The organism is Roseateles amylovorans (assembly GCF_025398155.2).
GTDB classification, from domain to species: Bacteria; Pseudomonadota; Gammaproteobacteria; order Burkholderiales; family Burkholderiaceae_C; genus Roseateles; species Roseateles amylovorans.
The window spans coordinates 5,573,309-5,598,093 of record NZ_CP104562.2 but is presented as its reverse complement, the minus strand read 5'-3'; the positions used below and the strand labels follow the sequence as shown (position 1 = coordinate 5,598,093).

Below are 24,785 nucleotides of genomic sequence, written 5' to 3'. Positions count from 1 at the left end.
TCCCCGGTCCCGTTGGTCCCTTGGCTCCTCGTTGTCGTCGTTGTCTTCCTTGACCTCGATGCCGTCCTGGCCGCGTGGCCTGACCTTGTGTCTGGCGCTGGCCGGCGGCGCAGCGCATGCGCAGTCAGCCAGTGCGCCGTCTGCGCCGTCGTCGGGATCGGCGGCCAGTGGCAGTGCCACCGCAGGCGCGGGCGGCAATGCCGCGACCGCTGCGGCTGCCAACGCCAATGCGGCCGCTGCCGCTGCGGCGCTCAGCGACGCTGAACGTGCGCGTCGGGATGCCGACAAGGTCTTCCAGTGGATCAAGTTCCACGCGGAAAAGGCCGAGCCGAAGAAGCCGGAAAAGCATGAGGCCCGCGCTGAATCGAAGCCTGAGCCCAAGGCGGTGGCCAAGGCAACGCCGACAGCGGTGACGGCCTCCAGAAAGCCCGATGCGGATGTGGATGGCCGCAGCGTGGCGGCTGCATCGGCGACACCGCCCGCGTCCGTCGGCGGCACCTCCTCGATGGCCGCTGCTGTGCCGGGACCTGCCAACGTGGGCGTCACCGCGTCCTCGGGATCGGTCCCGTCGTTGGCCTCGGGTGCGTCCAACGCCGTGCCCTCGCTGGCCGCCGAGAATCGCGGGCAGGACCTGGCCCCCATGGGCGCGGCCGGCGCCACGCCGGCTGCCGCGCTGGCCTCGCCGGCGCCCGCCGCCGCAGCCGTGCAGGATGACGATGCGCCGCTGAAGCTGCTCAAGAAGGTGGAACCGGAATATCCACGCGCCCTGCTCGCGCAGCAGCGCAACGGGGCGGTCGTAGTGCGCTTCATGGTGCAGCCGGACGGCACGGTGGAATATGTCGAGGCGCTGCGGTCGCCGGACCGCAAGCTCAGCACGGCAGCGGTGACGGCCGTCAAGCAGTGGCGCTTCGCGCCGATCCCGAAGGCCCGCCAGGTGAGCGTGGAGATCGGCTTCCAGGTCGAGTGATCGACTGAGCGGCGCAGGCGCCGTCGGCGCCCGTGGGTGAGCGTCGGAGGGGTGGCTGGAACAAGTGGTCAGAGCGAAGGACTCATCACGAGTGCTTCGCTTCGGAAACGCTTGTCGCCATGATTCCTTCCCTCGCCGCCACCTCGTCCGGTGCCCTTCCTCCCATCGACGAAGAGGGTGCGCCGTCATCGGTCTCGATCGACGCCACCCGGGGCGTCGGCATCGCGCGCCATCCGGATGCGCTCACGCCTTCCCATTCCTACACCGGCCTGACCGACGCCGGCGAGCATCAAAGCTTTGACGCGTTTTGTCGCAGTGACGCATTCCTGCTCGCACAGGCGGAGCTCCGGCAGGCGTGGGCGGAGCTGACCGAATGGGCCGTACGCCGCCACGAGCCTGGCTTGGCCCGCCTCGCGCAGTGGCGCCGTGACCTGGTAGACGCGCCACCCGATCGGAGGGATACGCCCGAGCGCGGCTATCTCTTCGGCTTCGGCAAGCGCTGGCTGGAGGACTTGCTGGCGGCGTTGCGCCATCCGGGCCTGGATGTTTCCACGAAAGCGCGGTGTCTGGACCGACTGTTTCCGGATGTGGCGTCGAGGGAGAGTGCCTCGGCATGTTTCACTCGGGCCCTGACCTACCTGCACTATGCACATCTCGGCCCGCCGGAGCGTGCGGCCAGCGAGGTGCGGGGGGAACTGCAGTCGACGGCTGTGTATGCCTTCATGCGTCAATTGCACTCGCATGACCGTGCGCCCGCTGCGATTCGCCATCGCCACACCGTGACCGATGCCGACCAGATGCTGCAGCTGTTGGGTGTGATCCAGTCTGACGACCCCGCGCGTCTGCCCGCGAGTTTCGACAGCAGCCCGGAAACGGTCAATCGATGCGAGAGCGCCATGCGTGCCGCAGCGTCGCCGGCCGCCGTGGCCGCCGCCTTGGCACGAGGGGCCCTGGTTGAAGCGAAGGCCCGATTGAACCAGGCCCCTCAAGGCTTGACCTGGCAGACCTACGACGGTCAGCGCAAGGGGGATGTCGAAGCCCTCGAGGCGGCACTCGCGCCGTTGCGAGCGCGCCTGGGCCCGCTCAGTGCACTGGATGTGGTCGCGACACGTTCTCCCTCGGCCGGCCGACGTCTGCTCGATGACTCGAACCGCCTGGCCATGCGGATCCTGGAGCACATGGCTGAAGGGGGGATGGTGGCGCCTCCCCAGCCGCAGCGCATCGGCGCCTGTGGGAATGCCCACCAGCGTCTGTCGCTGTATCACGTCGGTGAGCAGATCGTGTTTGTGCAGGAGGACGGCGCGCCGAGGCCTGGGATGCGCCATGCCGTTCAGATCGATGACCTGGCGCATCTGGATCGTCCGGCAGGCTTCGACGAAGCGCACCGACCGGATTCGTCGATGTCGTCACGATGGAGGCCACTGCTGGCGGAGGCGGCCTTGCGCAATGAGCCGGAAGACTCCGACCGGCGCCTGCCGACAGGGTGGACCGAGTGGTGAGGCATGGCCGACGGCGGGAGGCCCGTCGTCAGCGGCCGAACATCTCCGACTGGTCGAGCGGCGCCAGGGCCGTGGCCATCGCCTCCAGAAACAGGCGCGTGCGCAGCGGCATCAGACGCCGCTGCGGAAACACCGCCCAGCAGGTCGAGGGCTCGGCGCACCACTGCGGCAGCACCCGGACCAACTCCTGACGCTCGACGAAGGCCTGCGCATAGTGGTTGCCGACCCAGGTGATGCCTAGTCCGGCGCGAGCAAACTGCAGCAGCATGTCCGGCGCGTTGGCCAGGGTGCGGCGCTCGGGTACGCCGACCCATTCGCGTTGTTCATCGGCGCGCCCGTCGTGAATGCCGAACAGCCGCCACGGCAGGGCGTCGCCACTGCGGCCGAGGATCATCAGGCCATGCATGCTGGTCAGCGCTTCCGGCAACTGCGGTTCGCCATGGCGCCGCAGATAGTCCGGTGAGGCATACAGGCCGCTGCCGAACATGGCCAGGCGCCGTGCGGCGAGTTGGCTGTCCGCCGGCAGTTCACCCATGCGGACCGCGATGTCAAAGCCTTCGGCAATCAGGTCCACCCGCCGCGGCGACAGGTCCAGCTCCAGTTGAACCTCGGGATAGAGGCCGACGAATTCGCTCAAGGTGGCGGTGAGCATCTGGTGAGCGAAGTCGGCGGGCATGGACACTCGCAGCCGGCCGGTCGGCCGCTGCTGACGGTGCAGCGCCAGGGCCAGCGCACCATCGACCTCGCCCGCCAAGGCGCGCGCATGCTCCAGCACCCCTTGGCCGAACTCGGTCAGGGTGAGGCGCCTGGTGGAGCGCTGCAGCAGTTTCTCGCCCAGGCGCTCTTCCAGCGCCGCAATGCGCCGCGAGACGGTGGACTTCGGCAGTTGCATCCGCTCCGCGGCGCGGCTGAAGCTGCCGGATTCCATCACGCGGGCGAACACCAGCAGGTCATCGGCATCCAGGCTCATGAGATCGCTTTCATTCGAGGGCGGGCCGCCGGCGTCTGTACCAACTCCCCACCGGTGTGGGTCGACACAGGCAGGCGGTGAAGAAGATTGTTCGTGTAATGGAACAATCTTATCCAGTCTGAGGGCTTCTGGTGCGTAGGGTGGATGAATACAGTGAGCTCCATTCCCTCACACCACCGTTCCACGGAGATCGCCATGAACATTCTGCAAATCAACTCCAGCGCCCGCCGCCTGCAAGACGGCCAAGGTTCGGTCTCGACCCTGCTGGCCAATGAAGTCGTGCAGGCACTGACCGCCCGCAATGCCGGAGCCAAGACCGTTGTGCACGACCTGTCGACCCAGCCGCTGCCGCCGATGGACGAAGCCGCCCTGGGCGCGCTGTTCACCCCGGCCGATCAGCGCACCGAGGCGCAGCAGGCCCGCGTCGCCGTGAGCGATCAGTTGATCGCCGAACTGATGGCGGCGGACGTCGTCGTGCTGGCCGCACCGATGATCAACTTCGGCGTCAGCTCGCAGCTGAAGAACTGGATCGACGGCGTGGCGCGTGCTGGCGTGACCTTCCGCTACGGTGCCAATGGTCCGGAAGGCCTGGTGACCGGCAAGAAGGTCATCGTGGTGTCGTCGCGCGGCGGTGTGCATCGGGGTCAGCCGTCGGACAACGTCGTGCCTTACCTGAAGGTCACGCTGGCATTCCTGGGCATGACGGATGTGGAATTCGTCTACGCCGAGGGCCTGAACATGGGTCCGGAGGCGGCCGCCGCCGGCCTGGCCAGCGCCCGCGCCGAGATCGCCGCCCTGCTGGGCGAAGCGCAAGCCGCCTGAGCGCGCGCGGCGGCTTCGGGCCGCCGCCCTGTCAGCCTCTGTCGGCCCCTGTCTGCATTTCTCATCACGCAAAGTCAACGAAAGGACTTCCGCCATGACCGCCGCCCTCCATGCCACCACGATCGCGACGCCCCGCCAGGTCGAGCGCCTGATCCAGGGCGTGGCCACCAGCGACGGTGCCGGCGTCAAGCTGACCCGGGTGCTGACCCGGGACCTGCAGCGTCGGCTGGATCCTTTCCTGATGCTGGATGCCTTCGGCTCGGACAGCGCCGACGACTACATCGCCGGCTTTCCCGACCATCCGCACCGCGGCTTCGAGACCGTCACCTACATGCTGGAGGGGCGCATGCGCCATCGCGACTCTGCCGGCAACGAGGGCCTGCTCGGCACCGGCGGCGTGCAATGGATGACGGCGGGCCGCGGTCTGGTCCATTCCGAGCTGCCGGAGCAGCAGGAGGGCCGGATGGAAGGCTTCCAGCTGTGGCTGAACCTGCCGGGCCGCGACAAGATGCGGGACCCGTGGTACCGCGACATTCCAAGCGGCGAGATTCCCGAGGTCGAACTGCCGGGCGCGCGGGTGCGCGTCATCGCCGGTGAAAGCCACGGCGTGGTCGGCGCGATGCAACGCGAGGCGACGCAGCCCCTCTATCTGGATGTGCACCTCGAGCCAGGCACCCGCTTTGAACAGGCCATCCCGGCCGCACACAACGCGTTCCTCTACGTCTATCGCGGCGGTCTGCGGTTCGACACCGGTTGCCTGGTTCCCAGCGGACGCATGGCCCTCCTGGCCAACACGCCGGGCTCGGACGGTGTTCGCTTCACCGCGGCAGAGGAGGGCACGCAGGCCATCCTGGTGGCCGGCCGGCCGCTGAATGAACCGATCGCCCAGTACGGCCCCTTCGTGATGAACACCGAGGGTGAATTGCTGCAGGCGGTGCGGGACTTCCAGGCCGGCAAGTTCGCCTGAAGCTCGCGGCTTTCCGCGGCTTTCCGCGGCGTTCTGGGGTGACCCGGCGCGCCTCGGCGCTTGCCTCGATCAAGGGGGGGCTCCTTCATAAAAGGCATCGGCACGGCGAAACGCATGTGGGCTGAGGATTCCTCGTGAACGGCTTGGGCTCGGAGACTGTGCCCCAGTTTTTTGCGGAGCCTGCCCGATGAGCTTTCCCATGCCCTTGCCGAGTTCGACGGCCGCGCGCCCCGAGGTCGATGCCGGTTTCCGTCGCTCGCTGGATGAGTCCTTGGTGCGGCCGTCCTCCAGGCCGACGACCGAAGCGGGGCGCATCTACTACGACGGTCGCCTGGACGGCAGTCAACAGGCCTTCCTACGCTTCCAGCAAGGTCCGACGTTTGATCAGGCCCGCGCCGAGCTGACCCAGGCCATCGCTCGGATCCATCAGGCTGTGCTGGCGCTCCCGATGCGCAATCCTGGCCGCGCCGATCAGCAGATGACGAACCTGCAGGTCGATATCAATCACCGCGACGGGCGTCTGGCGACAAGCAATTACCTGCCCCAGATCTACGGCAGCGGCAAACGGGATCTGGAGCGGATCGCCGATCTGGTGACGGATGCCTCCCTCCCGGAGGCACTCCGGGCCGCTGAAATGGAGGAATTCATCCAGGGCCTTGAACACTGCGCCACGCGCGTGCTCCAGGTGATCCAGGACACGCGGCACGCACTCCAACGCGCGGGCGGCGGCGTCTGCAGCCTGGCAGCGCAGACGCGCGCCGACATGCAACGCGCGGTCGTGACCGATCACGTTCGCCGCAATGTCCAGCGCAACCTGCACGATCGGTATTCGCCGGCCCATTACGAGATGCACTATGTCGCGCTGCTGGCCAAATGGCTGGGCCTTCCCGGCGCGGACGAGATGGGCGCCGACACCTATTTGAAGAACCCCATCCTGACCCTCCAGGATGTCCGGGCCTGCCGGGACGACCTGGTGGAGCGGGTGACGCCGGTGAGCGTGGCCCGCCTGATGGCCACCCAGGCGCTGGAGACGGTTCGGGATCGGCTGCATGAGCTGCTCGGGAGTGTGCCGCTGGATCTCAATCTGGACGCGCATCGGGGTCTGCTGTCGATCGTCACCGCCGAGCTGGAACTGAAGCTCGGGAAATTCTCCGACCAATGCGTGGTGCGATCGGACATCCTGACCGGGCAGACCCTCGGCCTGATGCAGGACAACACGTTGCTGACCGCTGCCATCCTGCGCAATCTGGAGCAGGCGAAGGGACTGGATCCGGTGGCGCCGGAGAAGCTGATCGGCTGGGTGGACGGGTCAGAGCATCGGGTGCTGCTTGGCCTGCGCGACGGGCTGCTGGTGGTGCGAACTGACGACGAGCCCGCGTTCGACACACCGCCCACCTGGCACGCACTGACGCTGCTCGATGATCCACGGACCGCTTGCCCGTCGGGCGTGCGCCGTCCCCCGGTGCGCACAGTGGCCACGCGAGAGGCGATCGCGCTGTCCGCCATCCCGACGGCGAGCGACACGGCGCTCGCCACCCTGCAGCCCCACTGGGTGGCGTCGGCGGAGGTGGCCGGCCTGCTGCTGCGGCGCCTGGGCGCCGATCGCCTGGTCGAATGGATCCGTCAGCACAAGGGTGCCGGGCTGCCGCCGGTGCGAGACCATCTGGCGATGGCCGCTGCGAGCGAGCGCGAAGTGGCCGTGCTGGACGCGCTGCCGTGGAAACAGGCGCCCGCAGCGGCCCGGGAGAGCTGGCGTCGAACCGATGCCCATGCGCACCTTCACGCCGCGCTGTCCCGCGCCAAATTCGCCGAGATGCGCCCCTGGCTTGAACTGTTGATCAACGCCTCGTCGGCGATGTCACCGGATGAACTGCTGGCCGCGCAAATCGGCCGGCACAGCTCGAATGAACCGCTGCAACTGGTCGCGATGAGAGAGGGCGACTCCCTGCAAACGCGTGCTCGCGCGAACTTCTTCATCACGTTGTGCCAGCGCGGCGCGATGTCGGAGGAAAACCTGGTGGCCTCGATGATGGGCGCCAACACCACCGCCAACGTCATGAACACCGGGGTGTCGCATGCGCTGAGCTCGGGCCATACCAAGGTGATTCTCGCGTATGTGAGCGCCCTCCACCGGGCGATGCAACAGGGGGTGCTGAAGACGCCGGCGTTGGTGGCCGCCATGTTGGATGACCGCGTGTTCACGAAGAAGGCGGGTGCCGAGTCCGCGCTCGCCCAGGCGATGGCCCAGCGTCGCGACGACACGATCGAGCTCTGGCTGAAAACGATCATGAATGCCGCGGCCCAAGGGTGGCTCGCCCCCAAGGAGGTGTGGAGGTCCTTGTCGAGCAGCAACCGCTATGGGCGCTATGCCGCGCGTGCCGCTGTGCTGGCGGCTCCGAATGCATCGCTGAGCCGCTATCTGTCCCATGCGGAAACGGCCTACCGCGACGGTTGGCTGACCGACTATCAACTGATGCAGTTGGTCCAGGGCAGCAGCAAGCACTGGAACGCGGTGCTGAGCGTCCTGATGGGAAAGGCCGACGACGCGTCGCTGGGCGAGTACCTGGAGGCGGTGATGAACATGGGCCGGCGAGGTTCGCTGCGACCCGAGCAGGTGGCGAGCTTGCTGGGGGCCGCCGACAGCGCGGGTGTTCGGCCGCTGGCGCACGCGATGGAACAAGGGCATGCGTCGAAGGTGAAGCGCTACCTGGATGTGGTGACGCACGCCCATCGGTCGGGGTGGTTGTCGCACACGGAGTTGCTGTTGCTGCTCGCGTCGACCTCCGATAAAAACCAGCCGGCCGCCCACCTCGCCCTGGCGCACCCGGGGGCGCTGCGCGCCTGGGTCTCCGCCGTGACCGCAGCGGCGGCCAGCGAGGCCGTGACGCCGGCGGAATTGCGGCGCCTGTTCAAGGCCAGGGACGGCGATCGGCAGGACTTGCTGCAGGCCTCCACGCAGGCGCCGGCCGAATCGATGGAGATCCTGCTCGACGGCATGCTGTCAGCCGCCCGCAGAGGCCTGCTGTCCAACAAGGATCTGTTTGAATTGTTCACCCGCCAGGATCCCAAGGGCGGCTTTGCCCTGCGGTCCGCGCTTCAACGCAATGCAGACGCGCATGTCAGCGAATTGTGGGAGGCCACGCGGCGAGCCTATCGCGAGCTTCGCTTCCAAAAAAAGGAGGTGAGGGCGGTGCTGTCTCAAGGGTTTCGCGGCAATGCCATTGATTTGGGCGACTTGATGCAGGACCACAGTCCGGTCGAGAAGGGGCTGAACCGTTATGCCAGCGTCCTCTTCGAGGCCGTCGGGGCTGGCATGCTCAGCACGGCGGAGGCGGCCGGTCTGCTGGGGCCCGCCTTCAACGGCGATCTGCCCTCCAACCTGCGAGCGACGGTGAATGTGGCGCTGCGTGATGCGCTTCACTACGGCATGCTCGGCGCGGTGCAAGCCAACGAGATTCGTCGCTTCGCCGGTGGGGTCTTGTGATGGAAAGGCAGGAGACGCCCGACGTGTCGGCTCATCCCGGCGCGTCCTGGCCCATCCCGGCTCATCCCGGCGTCTTCAGCGGCGGCACCACCGGCGCCATCAGCCGGGGCCCCTCGTAGCCGCGCACCTGTCCGAAGACACCGCCGTCTTCGCGACCGTTCCATTCGGCGGCATAGCCATCCATCTCCGCCCTCGACCGGCCGACGAAGTTCCACCACAGCAACACGTTCTCCGGGAACGGCGGCCCGCCCAACAGCAGCGCCCGGCTCTTTCCCCCGCCGGACATCAGTTGCAGCGACTGCGCGCCGGGCGCCACATACAGCAGTTGCCCCGGCTCGCTCAGGCCGGTGGATTCTTCATTCACGGCCACCGAGAGGCTGCCCTCCAGCACCATCAGGCCATATTCGAAGCCCGGCTCCAGCAACAGCGTGGCCTGCGCGGCCGAGGTGGCGCTGAGGTCCATGCCCAGCAGCGGCGTGTGGCTCGGCACCGGCGAGCGCTGGCCGTCGAAGTCGCCCACCAGCAAGGTGGCGTCGAATTCACCCACGCGCAGCGCGGGCAGCGAGGGAAAGTGCTCGAAGGCGGGCGGGCCATGGCGGCGGTCGTCGGGCAGCGCGATCCACAGTTGGGCCAGTTGCAGCCGGTCAGAGCGCGACTCCTCGGAATGGCTGATGCCGCGACCGGCCGTCATCAGATTGACCTGACCCGGGCGAAGCATCTGCTCGGTGCCCAGGCTGTCGCGGTGCAGGATTTCGCCTTCGATCATCCAGCTGAAGGTCTGCAGGCCGGTGTGGGGGTGGGGCCCGACCCGCATCGCAGTTTGCGGCGTGAGATCGGCCGGACCGGCATGGTCCAGAAAGCACCAGGCACCCACCATGCGGCGCTTGGCCGTGGGCAGAGCCCGGCGGATGGTCAGCCCGCCGACGTTGCCCAGATGGGCGTCGAGCCGCTCCCAGCGGGCGGGCGAGTGGTCGGGATCAAAGCTCATCAGGCGCTCCTTGTGCGAGGTCATCGAGGATGGGGCAATCGGGTCGGTCGTCGCCATGGCAGCCCTCGGCCAATTCGGCCAGGCTGCGGCGCATGGCCTGCAGGTCGGCCAGCCGGCGGTCCAGGTCGGCGAGGTGGGCTTCGGCAATGCGCTTGACCTGCGCACTGGCGCGGCCGCGGTTCTGCCAGAGCTTGAGCAGTTCGGCGATCTCGGCCATGGAGAAGCCGAGATCACGCGATCGGCGGATGAAGCGCAGCGTGTGCACCTCGCGCGCGCCGTACAGCCGATAGCCGGACTCGGTGCGGGCCACGGGCGGCAGCAGCCCCAGCGACTCATAGTGGCGCAGCATCTTGGGCGACACACCGGAGCGCTCCGCCGCCTGGCCGATGGTCAGCGAGGGTGAGTCCGGTGGCGGTGGCATGACCGGCACCATGCAGGAACTCGCGCGGGCCCTCACGCCGGATGAGGCGCACGACGTGCCTGTCGACTCGGCGACCGGTTCGACCGTTGATGCCGGCTCGGCGGCACGTGCGGATCGCGTTGGCCGCGCAGGCCGTGTTGATCCTGTGGATCCCTTGGAGGCCGGAGCCTTGGATCGTGTCGACCCCGTTGTTCCCATGGATCGAGCAGCGGCCATCAGCGCACTCCCTTCCACCGTCGCAGCAGCAACGCATTGCCCAGCACCGACACGCTCGACAGCGCCATCGCCGCACCGGCGATCACCGGGCTCAACAGGCCCATGGCCGCCAGGGGCAGGCCCAGCAGGTTGTAGATGAAGGCCCAGAACAGGTTCTGATGGATCTTGGCCACGGTGGCGCGAGACAGGCCGATCGCCTGGGCCACCAGCCGTGGATCGCCTCGCATCAGGGTGATGCCGGCGGTTTCCATGGCCACGTCCGTGCCGCCGCCCATGGCCATGCCGACATCGGCAGCGGCCAGCGCCGGCGCATCGTTGATGCCGTCGCCCACCATGGCCACCCGTGCGCCGGTCTGGCGCAGTTCGGTGACGATGCGGGCCTTGTCCTGCGGCAGCAATTCGCCGCGGACCTCGTCCAGGCCGAGCTGCGCGCCCACCGCCGCAGCCGCCCCGGCGTTGTCGCCACTCAGCATCAGGGTTCTGACGCCCATGGCTTGGAGTTGCCGGATGGCCTCGGCGGCGGTCTCCTTGATCCGGTCGCCGAAAGTCAGCAGGGCCAGCGGCACCAGATGGCCATCGCGACGCTCCACCAGCCAGGACAAGGTCTGGCCGTGGCGCAGCGCAGCCTCGGCCGCCGCGCTCAGCGCGCCCTCGTTGACCGCCAGATCCACGCCTTGGGCCTGCATCCAGCGCGCACTGCCCAGCTGCAGCAGGCGGCCGCCCCATTCACCGGTCACGCCCCGCCCCGGCACCGCGGTCAGCGAGGTCGCCGTGGCGGCCGGAAGGCCGCGCTGTGCGGCCTCGTCCCGGACGGCGCGTGCGAGCGGGTGCTCGCTGCCCTGCTGCAGCGCGGCGGCGCAGGCCAAGGCATCAGCCGCTTCCACGCCGGCCGCCGGGTGCAGCGCCAGCAATCGCGCCTTGCCTTCGGTCAGGGTGCCGGTCTTGTCGAACACCACATGGTCCACGCGGCGTGCCTGCTCCAGCGCCTGGGCATCCTTGATCAACAGACCGCGCCGGGCCGCGACGCCGGTGCCCACCATGATCGCGGCCGGCGTGGCCAGCCCCAGGGCGCAGGGGCAAGCAATCACCAGCACCGCCACCGCGTGGATCACCGCACGTTCCCAATCACCGTCCCACAGTCCCCAACCGACCAGGGTGATCGCTGCGATCGCCAGCACCGCCGGCACGAACACTGCACTGACCCGATCGACGGTGCGCTGGATCGGTGCCTTGCCCGCCTGGGCCGATTCCACCATCCGAACGATGCGCGACAGGGTGGACTCCGCGCCGAGGGCCGTCACGGCCACCAGCAGCAGGCCCTCGCCGTTGACGGCGCCGCCGATCACGGCATCGCCGACGCGTTTCTCCACGGGCAGACTCTCCCCGCTGATCAGCGACTCATCCACCTGGCTGGCGCCGTCCTGCACCCGGCCGTCGGCCGGAATGCGCTCGCCCGGGCGCACCACCAGCAGGTCGCGCAGCCGCAGTTGGGCCACCGGCAGATCCAGGTCGACGCCGTCGCGCCGCACCCGGGCCGTCTCCGGGCGTAATTCCTTGAGCGCGAACAGGGCGCTCAAGGTCTGCCGCTTGGCGCGCGCCTCCAGGAACTTGCCGAGCAACACCAAGGTGATGACGACGGCGGCGGATTCGAAATACAGCCCGTGACTCATCGGGCCATGACGCCACAGCTCCTGGACGCTCAGCCCATAGGCGGCGCTGGTGCCCAGGGCGACCAGCAGGTCCATGTTGCCGCTGCCGTCCTTCAAGGCCGACCAGCCCGCCCGATAGAAGCGCGCGCCCAGCCAGAACTGCACCGGCGTTGCCAAGGCCCATTGCAGCCAGCCGTCCAGCATCCAGTGCCGACCGATGAGCAGGCCCAGCATGGGCAGCGCCAGCGGGGCCGACAGCAGCGCGGCGACCAGCACCGGTCCCCCGCCGGCGGACCACGGGCGTTTTACCGACGCGCTGCGGCCGTCTGTCGCCGAAGGCGCGCCTGCGGCGTCCGTGTCGCTGTTGCGGGTGCCGTCGCCGTCGCCGTCTCCGTCGTCGTGGGCGAAGCGGGCCTCATAACCGGCCTTCACGACCGAAGCGATCAGGGCAGCCGGGTCGACCCCCGCGAGCGTGCGCACGCTCGCGGTCTCGGTCGCCAGATTCACGGTCGCCTCTTCGACGCCCGACACCTTGCGCAGCGCCCTTTCGACCCGGTTGACGCAGCTGGCGCAGGTCATGCCGCTCACGGCCAGTCGATGGGTTGTGGTCGGCACCCGGTAGCCCGCGCGTTCGACGGTGGCTTTGAGCGCGCTCAGCCCCAAGGTGGCGTCGGTGCGCACGGTGGCTTGCTCGGTCGCCAGGTTGACGTCCGCAGACAGCACCCCGGGCAGCGCCCGCAGCCGCTTTTCGATGCGGCCCACGCAGCTCGCGCAGGTCATGCCCTCGATCGGCAACTGCCAGTCGAGGGCGGAGCCTGATGCGGGCGTGGTCGGAGCGGTCGTCAGGGGGACGGGCGAAGCGAGCTCGGGTTTCATGGTGTGCAGTCTGAAGCTTGCCATGATGGGAAGGTCAAGGCCATGCCCCGTTTGGGGTCTGTCGAGGGCGCGGGGCGGTGACCGTGCGTCGCGGCAGGCGGCAGGCGACCGCGACAGGCTTGACCTTGCCACGGTGGAAAGGTTTAGGCTTGGCGCATTGTCGTGACCGAGAACCCCCATGCATGAATTCAAACTGCCCGACATGAGCTGCGGCCACTGCCTGAAGGCGGTGACCGAGGCGCTGAAGGGCGCGGACGAGCGCGCCGAAGTCCAGGTTCGCCTGGAGCAGAAGACGGTGCAGGTCGAGAGCCAGCTGTCCCGCGACCAACTGGCCGAGGTGTTGACCGAAGCCGGCTATCCGCCGGCCTGAGCGCGGGACTGCAGCCGCCGCAACGCAAAAAAGCCCGGACCAGAAGACCTCGGTCTTCCGGTTCGGGCTTTCTTTCGAGCGTTCTTTCGAACTTTCTTTCGAGCGTTCGTTCGGGCGTCCTATGGCCTGGCGCCGTGGGCCGCCTCGTCGCTCACGCCACAGATGCCGGCGCGGGTGACGGAGAGACGCGCCGGGCGCTGCGCATCAGCTTCGGGCTCAGGCCCGCTTCAGCGACGCCGTATCGAACGGGAGCTGACGCAGACGCTTGCCGGTGGCGGCGAAGATCGCATTCGCCACCGCCGGAGCGATCGGCGGCGTGCCGGGCTCGCCGATGCCGCCAGGGGCTTCGTCGCTGGCGACGATGTGCACCTCCACCTTGGGCATCTCGTTCATCCGCAGCACCGGGTAGTCGTGGAAGTTGCTCTGCTCGACCTTCCCGTCCTTGAAGCTGATGCGACCGTACAGCGCCGCCGACAGGCCGTAGACCACCGCGCCTTCGATCTGGCGGGCGATGGTCTGCGGATTCACCGTCTGACCGCAGTCCACCGCGGCCGTCACCTTGTGCACCCGGATCGCCCCATCCTCACCCACCGAGACCTCCGCCACCTCGGCGACGAAGGTGCCGAAGCTCTCCGCCACGGCCAGTCCGTGGTGGTGGCCCTTGGGCAGGGGCTTGCCCCAGCCCGCCTTGCTGGCGGCCAGTTCCAGCACCTGTCGGGCGCGGGGCTGCTTGTCCAGCAGGGCGACCCGGTATTTCAGCGGATCGGCCTTGGCCGTCTGGGCCAGTTCGTCGATGAAGCTCTCGATGAAGAACGCATTCTGGGAATGGCCCACCGAGCGCCAGAACCACACCTGCGGGCCCGGCTCGGCACGCCCATAGGCCACGCGCTGGTTCGGAATCGCATAGGGATGATCGGCCAGGCCTTCCACGGCCATGCTGTCGACGCCGTTCTCCGGAATCTTCATGAAGCCGGAGGCCGCCATGATCGACGGGCCCGCGACCTCGGCGCGCAGCGCCATGGGGCGACCGCGCTCGTCCAGGCCGGCTTCGAAGCGCACGCGCGAGGCAGGGCGGTAGTAGCCGGCCGCCATGTCGTCTTCACGGGTGTAGATCAGCTTCACCGGACTGCCGCTGAGCTTGGACAGCAGCGTGGCGTCGATGGTGAAGTCCGGCGCGAACCGGCGGCCGAAGCCACCGCCCAGCAGCAGGGTGTTGACCTTGACCTTGGCCGGCGTCACCTGCGCGACCTGGCCGAGGATGCCCTGCGCCGGTCCCTGGCTCTGCGTCCCCGCCCAGATGGTGACTTCGTCGCCGCGCACCCAGGCCAGGCAGTTCATCGGCTCCATGCAGGCATGCGCCAGATAGGGCACGTCGTATTGCGCGCTGATCTGTCGGGCCGACGTGGTGGCGAGGTCCTTCACCGAGCCCTCGTCGCGGGCGACGGCATTGGCGCTCTGGAGGCCCTGGTCCAGCAAGGCGGACACCTTCTCCACGGACAGATCGGCCTGCGTGCCCAGATCCCATTCGATGCCCAGGGCATCGCGGCCCTGCTTGGCGGCCCAGTAGCCGTCCGCCAGCACGGCAACACCGCTGGGAATGGCGATCACCTTGCGCACGCCGGTCACTGCCTTGGCCTTGGCCTCATCGAAGGCCTTGGGCTTGGCACCCGCGATCGGCGCGCGCGCCATCACGGCCACCAGCATGCCGTCGACCTGGGCATCGATGCCGAACTTGGCGGTGCCGTTGATCTTGGCGGCGCTGTCCAACCGGCGAGTGGGCTTGCCCATGATGCGGAAGTCCTTGCGGGCCTTCAGCGTGGGCTTCTCGGGCACCGGCAGCTTTGCGGCGTCCGCCACCAGCGAGCCGTAGGTGGCCTTCTTGCCGTTCGGTCCGATGACCTGGCCGCGCTCGGTGCGCAGCGTGGTCGCCGCCACACCCCAGCGTTGGGCCGCCGCGGTGACCAGCATCTGGCGGGCGGCCGCACCGGCCTTGCGCACCGGCTCCCAGTGCGCGCGCACCGTGGTGCTGCCGCCGGTGGCCTGCATGCCGAACATCGGGTTGTTGTAGGCCTGGTCGACGGGGGCTTGTTCGACGCTGACCAGCGCCCAATCCGCATCCAGCTCTTCGGCCACCATCATCGGGATGGCGGTCAGCACGCCCTGACCCATTTCGGCCGAGCCGCAGAGCACGGTGACGCGGTTGTCCGGCGTGATCCGCAGCCAGGCATTGGGCGCGAAGGTGTTGGTCGCGGCGGCGGGCTGGGCGGCCGCCAGTCGCGCACCGCCGAGCGGCAGGACGAACGACAGGCTCAGCGCCGCGCCGCCCTTGAGCAACGAGCGGCGCGAGGCGGAGGCGACGGCGGGCGTGATGTCGGACGTGACGTCGGATGGGGTGTCGGGTGTCGCGGCAAGGCCGCCGGCTTCGAGCGTGCGCATGATCAGCCTCCCTTGGTCAGCGTGGCCGAGGCGTCATGGATGGCGGCCCGGATCTGGTTGTAGGTGCCGCAGCGACAGAGGTTGCCGCTCATGGCGTTGTCGATGTCGGTGTCGCTGGGCTTGCGGTTGCTGGCCAGCAGCGCGCAGGCGCTCATGATCTGGCCGCTCTGGCAGTAGCCGCACTGCGGCACGTCGATCTTCAGCCAGGCGTGCTGCACTGCGCGTCCGGTGGGCGTGGCGCCCACGCCTTCAATGGTGGTGACCTTCTTGCCGGCCGCCGCCTCGATCGGCGTCTGGCAGGCGCGCACCGGCTGGCCGTCCAGGTGCACCGTGCAGGCGCCACACAGCGCCATGCCGCAACCGAATTTGGTGCCGGTCAACTGGAGTTGCTCGCGCAACGCCCACAACAGCGGCATCTGCGGGTCGGCTTGCACCGCCATCGTCTGGCCGTTGACGTTCAGTTGGATGCTCATGGCTCTCCTCCGTGGGAACTGCCGCGGTCGCACCGCCCGGAATGGGCGACGGCGCCGGGCAAAAAAAAGTGGCGCAAGGGTAGCGCGTCTGCCTGTCGCGCGCAGGACGCGGCATGGCGCCGGGCTCAGTGCGGACATCCAGGGCGGCGTTCGCACGCCGCAAGGCCGCCATCCGGATTCTTGGGCCGATGCAAGTGATCGGCAAGCGTTCAGAAAGCGACGCGGAAGTGGCTCGCCATCGACCTTTCGCGACCCGCCAGCGTGATCCGCCCCCGCGAACAAGGGCCGCCGCCAACGACATCCGGGGCCATCAACCGGTCCCGGGCCAGCGGAAGCGACCTCAAGCGATCAACCCATCACCGATCGGACGAACATGCAACCATCGGCAACACGTCAGTCCGCCGAGGTCCCTTCCAGTGCGGCCACCATCCGCTGGCGCATCGCGCGCAAGGCGCGCAGCTCCTGGTCCGGTGCCTGCAGCGCCGGCCACAGCAGCGCCACCAGATCGCGCGCGGCCTGATCCACCTGAATCTGGCGGCCCGCAATGATGACCTCCCACAGCATGTGCTCCATCGGCCCGAAGACCAGCGAGCGCAGCAATCGCAGCGGGATGTCCTGTCGCACTTCGCCGCTGGCCTGGCCGCGTGAGAGCAGGTCCATCAGCGGCGCGGTGTAGCGCCGCTGCAGGTCGACGAAGGCCGCGCCGAAGTCCTGGCCGTGGCCGTCGCCGCGGGTGATGGGGGCCTCGCGTTTGCGCCCCTCCGACAGCACCAGCTCACACAGCCCGGTGCCCTGGATCAGGAACAGACGCAGATGGGTGTGGACGACGAACTCCAATTGCTCCCGGATCGGTCGCTCACGCGGCAGGCCCGATTCGATGGCGTCGATGATTTCGTCATACCAGTCCCCGATCACCCGCATGCAGAGTTCGCGCTTGCCGCGGAAGTAGGTGAACACCGTGGCTTCCGAAATGCCGAGCCGGAGCGCGATCTCCGTCGTGGTCGTGCGTTCATAGCCGCGTTCGGCAAAGACGGCGCGGCTTTCGCGCAGGATGTCGCGCACCCGTTGCTCGGACTTGGCGCTCACCGGGGCGCGCCGCTGCGCCGGCCGCGCGGCGGCGGACTGGGGCGGTCGGGCGGTGCGGGAGACCCCGCCGGTTGCGCTGTCGGTCGGGGCGGTCGCGGCGGTGGGGGAGGGCCGGGGATGCCGGGCGGGAGCGCTCATGAGGGCGCATTCTGTCTGCTTATTGAGTCGGGCTCAAGTCGCCTTGGCGCGGGCCGGCTTCTGACTTATGCTTCGCGCCTTGCGGCTTGCTGGTGATCCCGGCGGGCTGCCTGCATCGGTGGGGGTCGGGCCGAATTGAGCGGGGCTCATGCGGCACGAACGCAGCGGGGAGCGGTTGCAAACCGCCGTCGTCTGTCGCCACCGGTGGTGAACGGCCGTCAACAGCGCCGAACCGTAGAACAGAAGCCAGAAGCCTTCAGGAGACCGCATGCCCGCCCTGTCCACCCAGCTCAATGCCCGCTCGGCCGATTTCAGATCGAATGCCCAGGCCATGCGGGCGTTGCTCGACGACCTCAACGCCCGGCTGGCGAAGATCGCCGAAGGCGGCGGCGAGGCCGCCCGCGCCAAGCATGTGGCACGCGGCAAGCTGCTCCCGCGCGACCGGGTGGAACTGTTGCTGGACCCGGGAACGCCCTTCCTGGAGATCGCTCCCCTGGCGGGCCTGGACATGTATGACAACGCGGCGCCGGGTGGCGGTGTGATCGCGGGCATCGGCCGGGTGTCGGGGGTGGAGTGCGTGATCGTCTGCAATGACGCGACGGTCAAGGGCGGCACCTACTACCCGATCACCGTCAAGAAGCATCTGCGCGCGCAGGAGATCGCCGACCAGAACCGGCTGCCCTGCCTCTACCTGGTCGACAGCGGCGGCGCCAACCTGCCCAATCAGGACGAGGTCTTCCCCGATCGCGATCACTTCGGTCGCATCTTCTTCAATCAGGCCAATCTGTCGGCCAAGGGCATTCCGCAGATCGCGGTGGTCATGGGCTCCTGCACCGCCGGCGGCGCCTATGTGCCGGCGATGAGCGATGAGACCGTGATCGTGCGCAACCAGGGCACCATCTTCCTCGGCGGCCCCCCGTTGGTGAAGGCGGCGACCGGCGAGGTGGTCACGGCCGAGGACCTCGGCGGCGGCGATGTGCACACCCGGCTCTCCGGCGTGGCCGATCACCTGGCGGAGAACGACACCCATGCGCTGGCCATCGCCCGTCAGTCGGTGGCCCGGCTGAACTGGCGCAAGGCCGGTGAACTGCGCACCCAGCCGCCGCGCGCGCCGCTCTACGACAGCGGCGAACTGCACGGGGTCATTCCCACCGACACCCGCAAGCCGTTCGATGTGCGGGAGGTGATTGCCCGCATCGTCGACGGCAGCGAGTTCGATGAATTCAAGGCGCGATATGGCAACACCCTGGTCTGCGGTTTTGCGCACATCGAAGGCATGCCGGTGGGGATCATCGCCAACAACGGCATCCTGTTTGCGGAAAGCGCGAACAAGGGCGCCCACTTCATCGAGCTGTGCTGCCAGCGCAAGATCCCGCTGGTGTTCCTGCAGAACATCACCGGCTTCATGGTCGGCCGCAAGTATGAGAACGAGGGCATTGCCCGCGCCGGCGCCAAGATGGTCACCGCCGTGGCCTGCGCCCAGGTGCCGAAGTTCACCGTGATCATCGGCGGCAGCTTTGGTGCCGGCAATTACGGCATGTGCGGTCGCGCCTACTCGCCGCGTTTCCTGTGGATGTGGCCGAATGCCCGGATCTCTGTGATGGGCGGCGAACAGGCGGCTTCGGTGCTCGCCACGATCAAGCGCGACGGCCTCGAGGCCAAGGGCGGCCAATGGTCGAGCGAGGAGGAGGAGGCCTTCAAGGCACCGATCCGTCGCCAATACGAAGACCAGGGCCATCCCTACTACGCCAGCGCGCGGCTTTGGGACGACGGTGTGATCGACCCTGCCGACACCCGCCGCGTGCTTGCACTTGGCCTGTCCGCGTCGCTGAATGCCGCCATCCCCGAGACGACCTTCGGCGTCTTCCGGATGTAATCCTGATCACGGCCACCACCACCGCAGCTCCCTGACCTTTCCGCTCTGCGATGAACGACATCACCCTGCGTCCGTTGTCACTCGAGGACTCCCTGCACGATCTGACGGCGTTGCTGCATCAGTCGTATGCGTCCCTCGCGAAGCAGGGGTGGAACTTCACCGCTGTCGACCAGAGCGTGGAGACCACCCGGGAACGCGTGGCGCAGGGGCAGGCCTTTGTTGCCACCTGCGGCGGACAAATGGTCGGCACGGTGACGGTCTCGCCGCCCAAGCCGGCCGATGGGGTCTACCTGCGTGATGCGGTGCCTGACCTCTACACCCGGCCGGACACCGCCATCCTGGCGCAACTGGCCGTGCATCCTGAACAGCGCGGCCTGGGGTTGGGCGAACGCTTGCTGGACATGGCGGAGCACTGGGCCCTCGCGCAGGGTTATGCCCATGTCGCGCTCGACACCGCCTGGCCCGCAGAGGCGCTTCGCCAGCGGTATGAGCGCCGCGGCTATGTGACCGTGGGCGAGGTGCAATGGCAGGACAAGACCTACCGCAGTGTGCTGATGCGCAAGGCGCTGCGCGCCGGCATGCCCGCATGATGGCGAACCCGGTGATGAGCGCGCCGCCAGCGGAGCGACCGGTCCGGCGGGCCTTGGCGGCCGTCGGGCGTCGCTCGGCCGGCGCGGTGTGGCTGGGGCTGTCGATCGCTGGCCATGCCGGTGCCGCGGGCCCGCAGCCGGTGTCAGCCTCCCCATCGCCCATGGCCGCGCCGGCGCCTCGCTTGGTGTCCCCCTGGGCGCCAGACATCCGCGAAGCGGTCATCCAGGTGCCGGTCACCGTGCGTGATGCTGACGGCCGCACGCTGCGCGGCGAGCTGCCCGTCACCACCTTCCGTCCCGCCGGCTCGGGGCCGTTCCCGCTCGTGGTCATCAATCATGGCCGTGACCTGCGCCACCGCCTGAACTACGAGCGCCAGCGCTATGAATCGGCCGCGCGCTTCTTCATCCGCAAGGGGTTCGCGGTGGCCGTGCCTTTGCGGCTCGGTTATGGGGAACTGGCCCGCGTCGGCGACCCGGAATCGAGCCTCAGTTGCCAGCAGCCGCGTTTTGCCGCCGCGATGGAGGTGGCGGGCGCTCAGGTCGCCGCCGTGGTGCGCAGCCTTGCCCTGGCGCCCGACATCGACCCGCGCCGCATCGTGCTGGTCGGCCAATCGGTGGGCGGACTGGCGGTGCTGTCGGCCTTGCCGATGCTTCAGGAGGCCGACGTGGGCGTGATCGCTGCGATCAACTTCGCCGGCGGACATGGGGCCAATCCGCAAGCAAGCCCCGGGCAGCCCTGCCGGCCGGATCTGCTGCAACAGGAGATTGCGCGGATGGGCAGCGCCCTGGGCCGACCGCTGGCCGTGGCCTCCCGCGAGCGCGACCCCACCTCGAGCGTCGGGGCGAACCGCAACCCCAGCGACGGCACCGACGGCGATGCCCACGAAGCCCGCGATGCCCCGTCCTGGCAGGGCCGGTCGCCCGATGGGCGGCCCTCCCGTCGCGGATCGATGCCGATGGATGGCGCAACCACGGGCGCAGCGCTGCCGGTACCCACGCTGTGGCTGTATGCGGAGAACGATCGATCCTTCGCCCCGGCGCGGGCCCACGCGTGGGCACAAGCCTATCGGCAGGCCGGTGGGGCGGCGACCCTGCAGCTCCTGCCGCCGTTCGGCGAGGACGGCCACCGCCTGTTCACCGACGGCAACGACCGCTGGCAGCCGTGGGTGGATGATTTCCTGCGCCCGCTGGGCGTGGACCTGCCGGGCGCGCTGCCGTTTCCCACGGGGGGCCGCGTGGCGGTGGAGGATGAAGGCGCGCTCCCGCCGTCCCCGCGGGAGCTGCATCAGCTTTACCGTCAGTTCCTCGCGGCGCGCACGCCCCGTGCGTTCGCGATGAATGGCCAATCCCGATCCGCCTTCGCCACCGGTGACGACGCGCAATCCCGCGCCCTGGCAGCCTGCGAGCAAGGCGCGCAGGCGGAAGAACCCTGCCGCCTCTATGCGGTGAATCACACTGTTGTCTGGAGCTTCCCATGACCGCCCCGATCGCCCCGACCCCCGCCGTCACAGCGTCCGGCCTGCCCGCCACCGAGAGTCTGCGCATCGAGCGCGAGGGTGCGATCGTGCGCGTGACGCTGAATCGGCCCGAGGTGCGCAATGCCTTCAACGACACGGTGGTCGCCGAGCTCACAGCCACCTTTGAGGCGCTGAGCCGGGACGACACGCTGCGGGCGGTGGTGCTGGCCGCGGAGGGCAAGGCCTTCTGTGCCGGCGCCGACCTGAACTGGATGAAGGCGATGGCCGGCTACAGCTGGGACGAGAACCATGCCGACGCCGCGCGCCTGGCGCAGATGCTGTGGACCCTCTACCGCTGCCCGGTGCCGGTGATTGCGAGGGTGCAGGGCGATGTGTATGCGGGCGGCGTGGGGCTGGTGGCGGCCTGTGACATCGTGGTCGCGGTGGACATGGCCGGCTTCTGCCTGTCGGAGGCCAAGCTCGGGTTGCTGCCCGCCACCATCGGTCCGTATGTGGTGCGGGCGCTGGGCGAGCAGGCATCGCGGCGATACTTCGTCACCGCCGAACGGTTCTCCGCGGCCCAGGCCCACCGGCTGGGCCTGGTGCATGAACTGGCCACCGCCGAGTCCCTGGATGAGACCGTGAACGCGTTGACCGCCAGCCTGTTGGCCAATGGCCCGATGGCGGTGCGTGCATGCAAGCGCCTGGTCCAGGACGTGGCCCACAGCGCGATCGACGCGACGCTTCGGGACGAAACGGCCCGTCGCATCGCCGATATCCGGGCCAGTCCCGAAGGCCGCGACGGGGTGCAGAGTTTCCTGAACAAGGGCAAGCCGGGTTGGGTGGCCTGAGGGCCTTCCGAGATCGGTCCGGTCAGCCTTCGTTCAGTCCCCACGCCGTCGCCGTTTCTGAATTCCGGTCCGCTTCTCTCTCCGCTTCTCTTTCCGCTCCTCTTTTCGCATCGATTAGGTCCCTTTCCTCCATGTCTGAAGCAGTACAACAAGACTGGCAACGTCGCAGCCTTGCGGCGGTCTGGCACCCCTGTACCCAGATGGCCCGCGCGCAGAATGTCCCGCCGCTGCCCATCGCACGCGGGCAGGGCCCCTGGTTGTTCGATCACCAGGGCCGGCGTTATTTCGATGCCAACAGCTCCTGGTGGGTGAATCTGTTCGGTCATGCCGACCCCGGCCTCAACGACGCGATCAAGCAGCAGCTCGACACACTGCCGCATGTGATGCTGGCGGGATGCACCCATGAGCCTGCGGTGCGACTGGCCGAGCGTCTGTCCGCGCGCACTGGCGGTGCCCTCGGGCATCTGTTCTTCGGCAGCGATGGCGCTTCTGCGGTCGAGATCGCGCTCAAGCAGAGCTTTCACAGCTGGCGCAACCTCGGTCTGACGGACAAGCGCGAGTTCGTCTGTCTGAAGAACGGCTATCACGGTGAGACCATCGGCGCGTTGGCGGTCACTGATGTGGCCATCTTCCGTGACGCCTATGACCCGCTGTTGATGCGTGCGCACATCGTGGCCTCGCCCGATCAGCGACTTGGCAATGAAGCGCAGGCGCTGGATGCGATGCGGGCCCTGCTGTCGGCGCGCCAGGCGCAGATCGCGGCGGTGATCGTCGAGCCGCTGGTACAGGGCGCGGCGGGCATGGTGATGCATTCGCCGTCCTACCTGCGTGCGCTGCGGGCGCTGTGCACCGAGTTCAATGTCCACCTGATCGCCGACGAGATCGCCGTCGGTTGCGGCCGCACCGGCACCTTCTTCGCCTGGGAGCAGACGGTGCCGACACAGCCCTCGGCATGGCCGGATTTCCTGCTGCTGTCCAAGGGCATCACCGGCGGCACGATGCCGCTGTCGCTGGTGCTGACCACCGAGGCGGTGTTCCAGGCCTTCTGGTCGCAGGACGTGACGCGCGGCTTCCTGCATTCGCACAGCTACACCGGCAATCCGCTCGCATGCGCGGCTGCGAATGCGGTGCTGGACCGTTTCGAGGCCGGTCAATTGGCGGCGAACCAGCAGCAAGCTGCCCGTCTGACCGAGGCCTTCGCCCCGCTGGCCGACGACGACCGCGTTGAGCACCTTCGCCAGCGCGGCATGATCCTGGCCTTCGATGTGAAGCGTCCGATCGAGCGCTTCTCCGAGAAATTCCACCTGGCGGCGCGGCGGCACGAGTTGCTGATTCGTCCGATCGGACAGACCGTCTACCTGATGCCGCCCTATCTCATCGATCCGGACACCGCAGCCTTCCTGGCCCGGTCGGTGCGTCAGACGCTGGACGAGGTGCTGCATGCTGCTTGATCACCTTCAAGGCAAGCTCGCGGCCATCGAGGCGCAGTCGCTGACCCGCTTCACCCGGATCGCCGAGACCGGCACCGCGCCGCACCAGACCGTGCGGGGTGCGGATGGGGTGACCCGTGAGCTGCTGATGTTCTGCAGCAATGACTACCTCGGTCTGGCGGCGCATCCGGCCGTGGCGCAAGCCCTGATCGACGGCGCGCACCGCTACGGCGGTGGCTCGGGGGCCTCGCCGCTGGTGAGCGGGCATTCCCGCGCGCATCATGAGGTGGAGGCCGAGCTGGCGCGGTGGTTCGCGCCGCACATTCCCTCAGCCCGGGCGATTGGCTTCTGCACCGGCTACATGGCGAACCTGGCGGTCATCACCGCGCTGGGAGATGCCGAGGCGGAGATCTTCAGCGAGGCGCTCAACCATGCCTCGCTGATCGACGGCACCCGTCTGGCCAAGGCCCCGGTCAAGCGTTACGGGCACTGCGATGTCGAGGGGCTCCGTGCGCTGCTGGCCGCCAGCACGGCGCGCATCAAGCTGATCGTGACCGATGCCGTGTTCAGCATGGACGGCGACATCGCGCCGCTGCCCGCGCTGCTGGCGGCGGCGGAGGACTTCGATGCGTGGTTGATCGTCGATGATGCCCATGGCCTGGGGGTTCTCGGCGAGCAGGGGGTCGGTTCGCTGGAGCACTTCGGCCTGTGCAGCGAGCGCTTGATCGTGATGGGCACGCTGGGCAAGTCGGCGGGGCTGGCCGGTGCGTTCGTGGTCGCGCATGAGACGGTGACCGGCTACCTGCTGCAGGCGGCGCGCAACTACATCTTTTCCACCGCCTCGCCGCCGGCGGTCGAGCATGCGCTGCTGACCAGCCTGCAGCTGATGCGTGGCGATCTGGGGCGCGAGCGCCGGGTGCATCTGCGGTCGCTGCAGGCGCAACTGCGCGAGGGCATCACCGCGCTGCTGTCGCGCCATCCGTCGCTCACCTGGCGTCTGGCGGCATCCGAGACGCCCATCCAGCCGCTGATCATTGGCGGCAATGCCGAGGTGATGGCCCTGGCCGCGACGCTGGAGCGCGAAGGCCTGCGGGTGCCGGGCATTCGACCGCCCACCGTGCCCCAGGGCGAAGCGCGGCTGCGGATCACGCTGTGTGCGACGCACACCGCCGCGGATGTTGATTGCCTGGTCGCTGCCCTGGAGCGTTGTGTGTGACTG

General features: G+C 68.5%; 19 protein-coding genes. 12 read left to right on the top strand and 7 right to left on the bottom strand.

Features of this window, described 5'->3' with window-relative positions:
• Positions 1–40: 40 nt before the first annotated feature.
• Positions 41–967 carry an energy transducer TonB gene (locus tag N4261_RS23210; RefSeq protein ID WP_261757607.1) on the top strand — a complete coding sequence of 309 codons (927 nt, stop codon included), beginning with the start codon at positions 41–43 and terminating at the stop codon, positions 965–967.
• 119 nt (positions 968–1,086) lie between these two features.
• Positions 1,087–2,466 (top strand): hypothetical protein, encoded by a 1,380-nt coding sequence (locus tag N4261_RS23205; protein ID WP_261757606.1) that lies wholly within the window; start codon positions 1,087–1,089, stop codon positions 2,464–2,466.
• 28 nt (positions 2,467–2,494) lie between these two features.
• On the opposite strand, the gene N4261_RS23200 is transcribed toward N4261_RS23205, so the two are convergent.
• On the bottom strand, positions 2,495–3,436 hold the full coding sequence (locus N4261_RS23200) for a LysR family transcriptional regulator (protein WP_261757605.1): 942 nt from the start codon (positions 3,434–3,436) through the stop codon (positions 2,495–2,497).
• A 195-nt stretch (positions 3,437–3,631) separates the two neighbouring features.
• On the opposite strand from N4261_RS23200, the gene N4261_RS23195 reads away from it, so the two are divergent.
• From N4261_RS23195 to N4261_RS23185, 3 genes are all read left to right on the top strand, one after another.
• Positions 3,632–4,258, top strand: a complete 627-nt coding sequence (locus tag N4261_RS23195) for an FMN-dependent NADH-azoreductase (protein ID WP_261757604.1) — start codon at positions 3,632–3,634, stop codon at positions 4,256–4,258.
• 94 nt (positions 4,259–4,352) lie between these two features.
• A complete protein-coding gene (locus N4261_RS23190; RefSeq protein WP_261757603.1) occupies positions 4,353–5,225 on the top strand; it encodes a pirin family protein in 873 nt (290 codons plus the stop codon).
• A gap of 187 nt (positions 5,226–5,412) precedes the next feature.
• Positions 5,413–8,709 carry a hypothetical protein gene (locus N4261_RS23185; protein ID WP_261757602.1) on the top strand — a complete coding sequence of 1,099 codons (3,297 nt, stop codon included), beginning with the start codon at positions 5,413–5,415 and terminating at the stop codon, positions 8,707–8,709.
• Between the two features lie 61 nt (positions 8,710–8,770).
• Here N4261_RS23185 and N4261_RS23180 read toward each other — a convergent pair whose 3' ends face one another.
• The 3 genes from N4261_RS23180 to N4261_RS23170 form a co-directional block, all read right to left on the bottom strand.
• Complete coding sequence (locus N4261_RS23180) at positions 8,771–9,697, bottom strand: pirin family protein (protein ID WP_261757601.1); 927 nt, start codon at positions 9,695–9,697, stop codon at positions 8,771–8,773.
• Positions 9,687–10,118: a Cu(I)-responsive transcriptional regulator gene (cueR, locus tag N4261_RS23175; RefSeq protein WP_261757600.1), complete on the bottom strand. Its 432-nt coding sequence runs from the start codon at positions 10,116–10,118 to the stop codon at positions 9,687–9,689. The genes N4261_RS23180 and cueR overlap by 11 nt, the downstream gene beginning before the upstream one ends.
• Positions 10,119–10,333: 215 nt before the next feature.
• A complete protein-coding gene (locus N4261_RS23170; protein ID WP_261757599.1) occupies positions 10,334–12,859 on the bottom strand; it encodes a heavy metal translocating P-type ATPase in 2,526 nt (841 codons plus the stop codon).
• 178 nt (positions 12,860–13,037) lie between these two features.
• On the opposite strand from N4261_RS23170, the gene N4261_RS23165 reads away from it, so the two are divergent.
• Positions 13,038–13,229 carry a heavy-metal-associated domain-containing protein gene (locus N4261_RS23165; RefSeq protein ID WP_261757598.1) on the top strand — a complete coding sequence of 64 codons (192 nt, stop codon included), beginning with the start codon at positions 13,038–13,040 and terminating at the stop codon, positions 13,227–13,229.
• A gap of 216 nt (positions 13,230–13,445) precedes the next feature.
• On the opposite strand, the gene N4261_RS23160 is transcribed toward N4261_RS23165, so the two are convergent.
• The 3 genes from N4261_RS23160 to N4261_RS23150 all read right to left on the bottom strand — a co-directional run bounded on the left by N4261_RS23160 (position 13,446) and on the right by N4261_RS23150 (position 17,362).
• Positions 13,446–15,665, bottom strand: coding sequence for a xanthine dehydrogenase family protein molybdopterin-binding subunit (locus N4261_RS23160; RefSeq protein ID WP_261757597.1), 2,220 nt, complete (start codon positions 15,663–15,665; stop codon positions 13,446–13,448).
• Between the two features lie 2 nt (positions 15,666–15,667).
• Complete coding sequence (locus N4261_RS23155; RefSeq protein ID WP_261757596.1) at positions 15,668–16,138, bottom strand: (2Fe-2S)-binding protein; 471 nt, start codon at positions 16,136–16,138, stop codon at positions 15,668–15,670.
• A gap of 393 nt (positions 16,139–16,531) precedes the next feature.
• On the bottom strand, positions 16,532–17,362 hold the full coding sequence (locus tag N4261_RS23150; protein ID WP_261757595.1) for a TetR/AcrR family transcriptional regulator: 831 nt from the start codon (positions 17,360–17,362) through the stop codon (positions 16,532–16,534).
• A gap of 268 nt (positions 17,363–17,630) precedes the next feature.
• On the opposite strand from N4261_RS23150, the gene N4261_RS23145 reads away from it, so the two are divergent.
• The 6 genes from N4261_RS23145 to bioF all read left to right on the top strand — a co-directional run bounded on the left by N4261_RS23145 (position 17,631) and on the right by bioF (position 24,782).
• Complete coding sequence (locus tag N4261_RS23145) at positions 17,631–19,238, top strand: carboxyl transferase domain-containing protein (protein ID WP_261757594.1); 1,608 nt, start codon at positions 17,631–17,633, stop codon at positions 19,236–19,238.
• Between the two features lie 50 nt (positions 19,239–19,288).
• Positions 19,289–19,828 (top strand): GNAT family N-acetyltransferase, encoded by a 540-nt coding sequence (locus N4261_RS23140; RefSeq protein WP_261757593.1) that lies wholly within the window; start codon positions 19,289–19,291, stop codon positions 19,826–19,828.
• Between the two features lie 14 nt (positions 19,829–19,842).
• Positions 19,843–21,306 carry an alpha/beta hydrolase family protein gene (locus tag N4261_RS23135; protein ID WP_261757592.1) on the top strand — a complete coding sequence of 488 codons (1,464 nt, stop codon included), beginning with the start codon at positions 19,843–19,845 and terminating at the stop codon, positions 21,304–21,306.
• Between the two features lie 41 nt (positions 21,307–21,347).
• The gene (locus N4261_RS23130; RefSeq protein ID WP_261760831.1) at positions 21,348–22,136 is read left to right on the top strand and encodes an enoyl-CoA hydratase/isomerase family protein; all 789 of its coding nucleotides are present in this window, start codon (positions 21,348–21,350) and stop codon (positions 22,134–22,136) included.
• A gap of 131 nt (positions 22,137–22,267) precedes the next feature.
• Positions 22,268–23,587 (top strand): adenosylmethionine--8-amino-7-oxononanoate transaminase, encoded by a 1,320-nt coding sequence (gene bioA / locus N4261_RS23125; RefSeq protein ID WP_261757591.1) that lies wholly within the window; start codon positions 22,268–22,270, stop codon positions 23,585–23,587.
• Entirely contained in the window at positions 23,577–24,782 is a 1,206-nt protein-coding gene (gene bioF, locus N4261_RS23120) for an 8-amino-7-oxononanoate synthase (RefSeq protein ID WP_261757590.1), read from the top strand. The genes bioA and bioF overlap by 11 nt, the downstream gene beginning before the upstream one ends.
• The last annotated feature ends 3 nt before the right edge of the window (positions 24,783–24,785 follow it).

Coding starts and splice junctions, on each gene's coding strand:
- N4261_RS23195 (WP_261757604.1), top strand. CDS start 3,632: ATGAACATTCTGCAAATCAACTCCAGCGCCCGCCGCCTGCAAGACGGC.
- N4261_RS23180 (WP_261757601.1), bottom strand. CDS start 9,697: ATGAGCTTTGATCCCGACCACTCGCCCGCCCGCTGGGAGCGGCTCGAC.
- cueR (WP_261757600.1), bottom strand. CDS start 10,118: ATGCCACCGCCACCGGACTCACCCTCGCTGACCATCGGCCAGGCGGCG.
- N4261_RS23205 (WP_261757606.1), top strand. CDS start 1,087: ATGATTCCTTCCCTCGCCGCCACCTCGTCCGGTGCCCTTCCTCCCATC.
- bioF (WP_261757590.1), top strand. CDS start 23,577: ATGCTGCTTGATCACCTTCAAGGCAAGCTCGCGGCCATCGAGGCGCAG.
- bioA (WP_261757591.1), top strand. CDS start 22,268: ATGTCTGAAGCAGTACAACAAGACTGGCAACGTCGCAGCCTTGCGGCG.
- N4261_RS23140 (WP_261757593.1), top strand. CDS start 19,289: ATGAACGACATCACCCTGCGTCCGTTGTCACTCGAGGACTCCCTGCAC.
- N4261_RS23165 (WP_261757598.1), top strand. CDS start 13,038: ATGCATGAATTCAAACTGCCCGACATGAGCTGCGGCCACTGCCTGAAG.
- N4261_RS23190 (WP_261757603.1), top strand. CDS start 4,353: ATGACCGCCGCCCTCCATGCCACCACGATCGCGACGCCCCGCCAGGTC.
- N4261_RS23135 (WP_261757592.1), top strand. CDS start 19,843: ATGAGCGCGCCGCCAGCGGAGCGACCGGTCCGGCGGGCCTTGGCGGCC.
- N4261_RS23155 (WP_261757596.1), bottom strand. CDS start 16,138: ATGAGCATCCAACTGAACGTCAACGGCCAGACGATGGCGGTGCAAGCC.
- N4261_RS23145 (WP_261757594.1), top strand. CDS start 17,631: ATGCCCGCCCTGTCCACCCAGCTCAATGCCCGCTCGGCCGATTTCAGA.
- N4261_RS23150 (WP_261757595.1), bottom strand. CDS start 17,362: ATGAGCGCTCCCGCCCGGCATCCCCGGCCCTCCCCCACCGCCGCGACC.
- N4261_RS23160 (WP_261757597.1), bottom strand. CDS start 15,665: ATGCGCACGCTCGAAGCCGGCGGCCTTGCCGCGACACCCGACACCCCA.
- N4261_RS23185 (WP_261757602.1), top strand. CDS start 5,413: ATGAGCTTTCCCATGCCCTTGCCGAGTTCGACGGCCGCGCGCCCCGAG.
- N4261_RS23170 (WP_261757599.1), bottom strand. CDS start 12,859: ATGAAACCCGAGCTCGCTTCGCCCGTCCCCCTGACGACCGCTCCGACC.
- N4261_RS23200 (WP_261757605.1), bottom strand. CDS start 3,436: ATGAGCCTGGATGCCGATGACCTGCTGGTGTTCGCCCGCGTGATGGAA.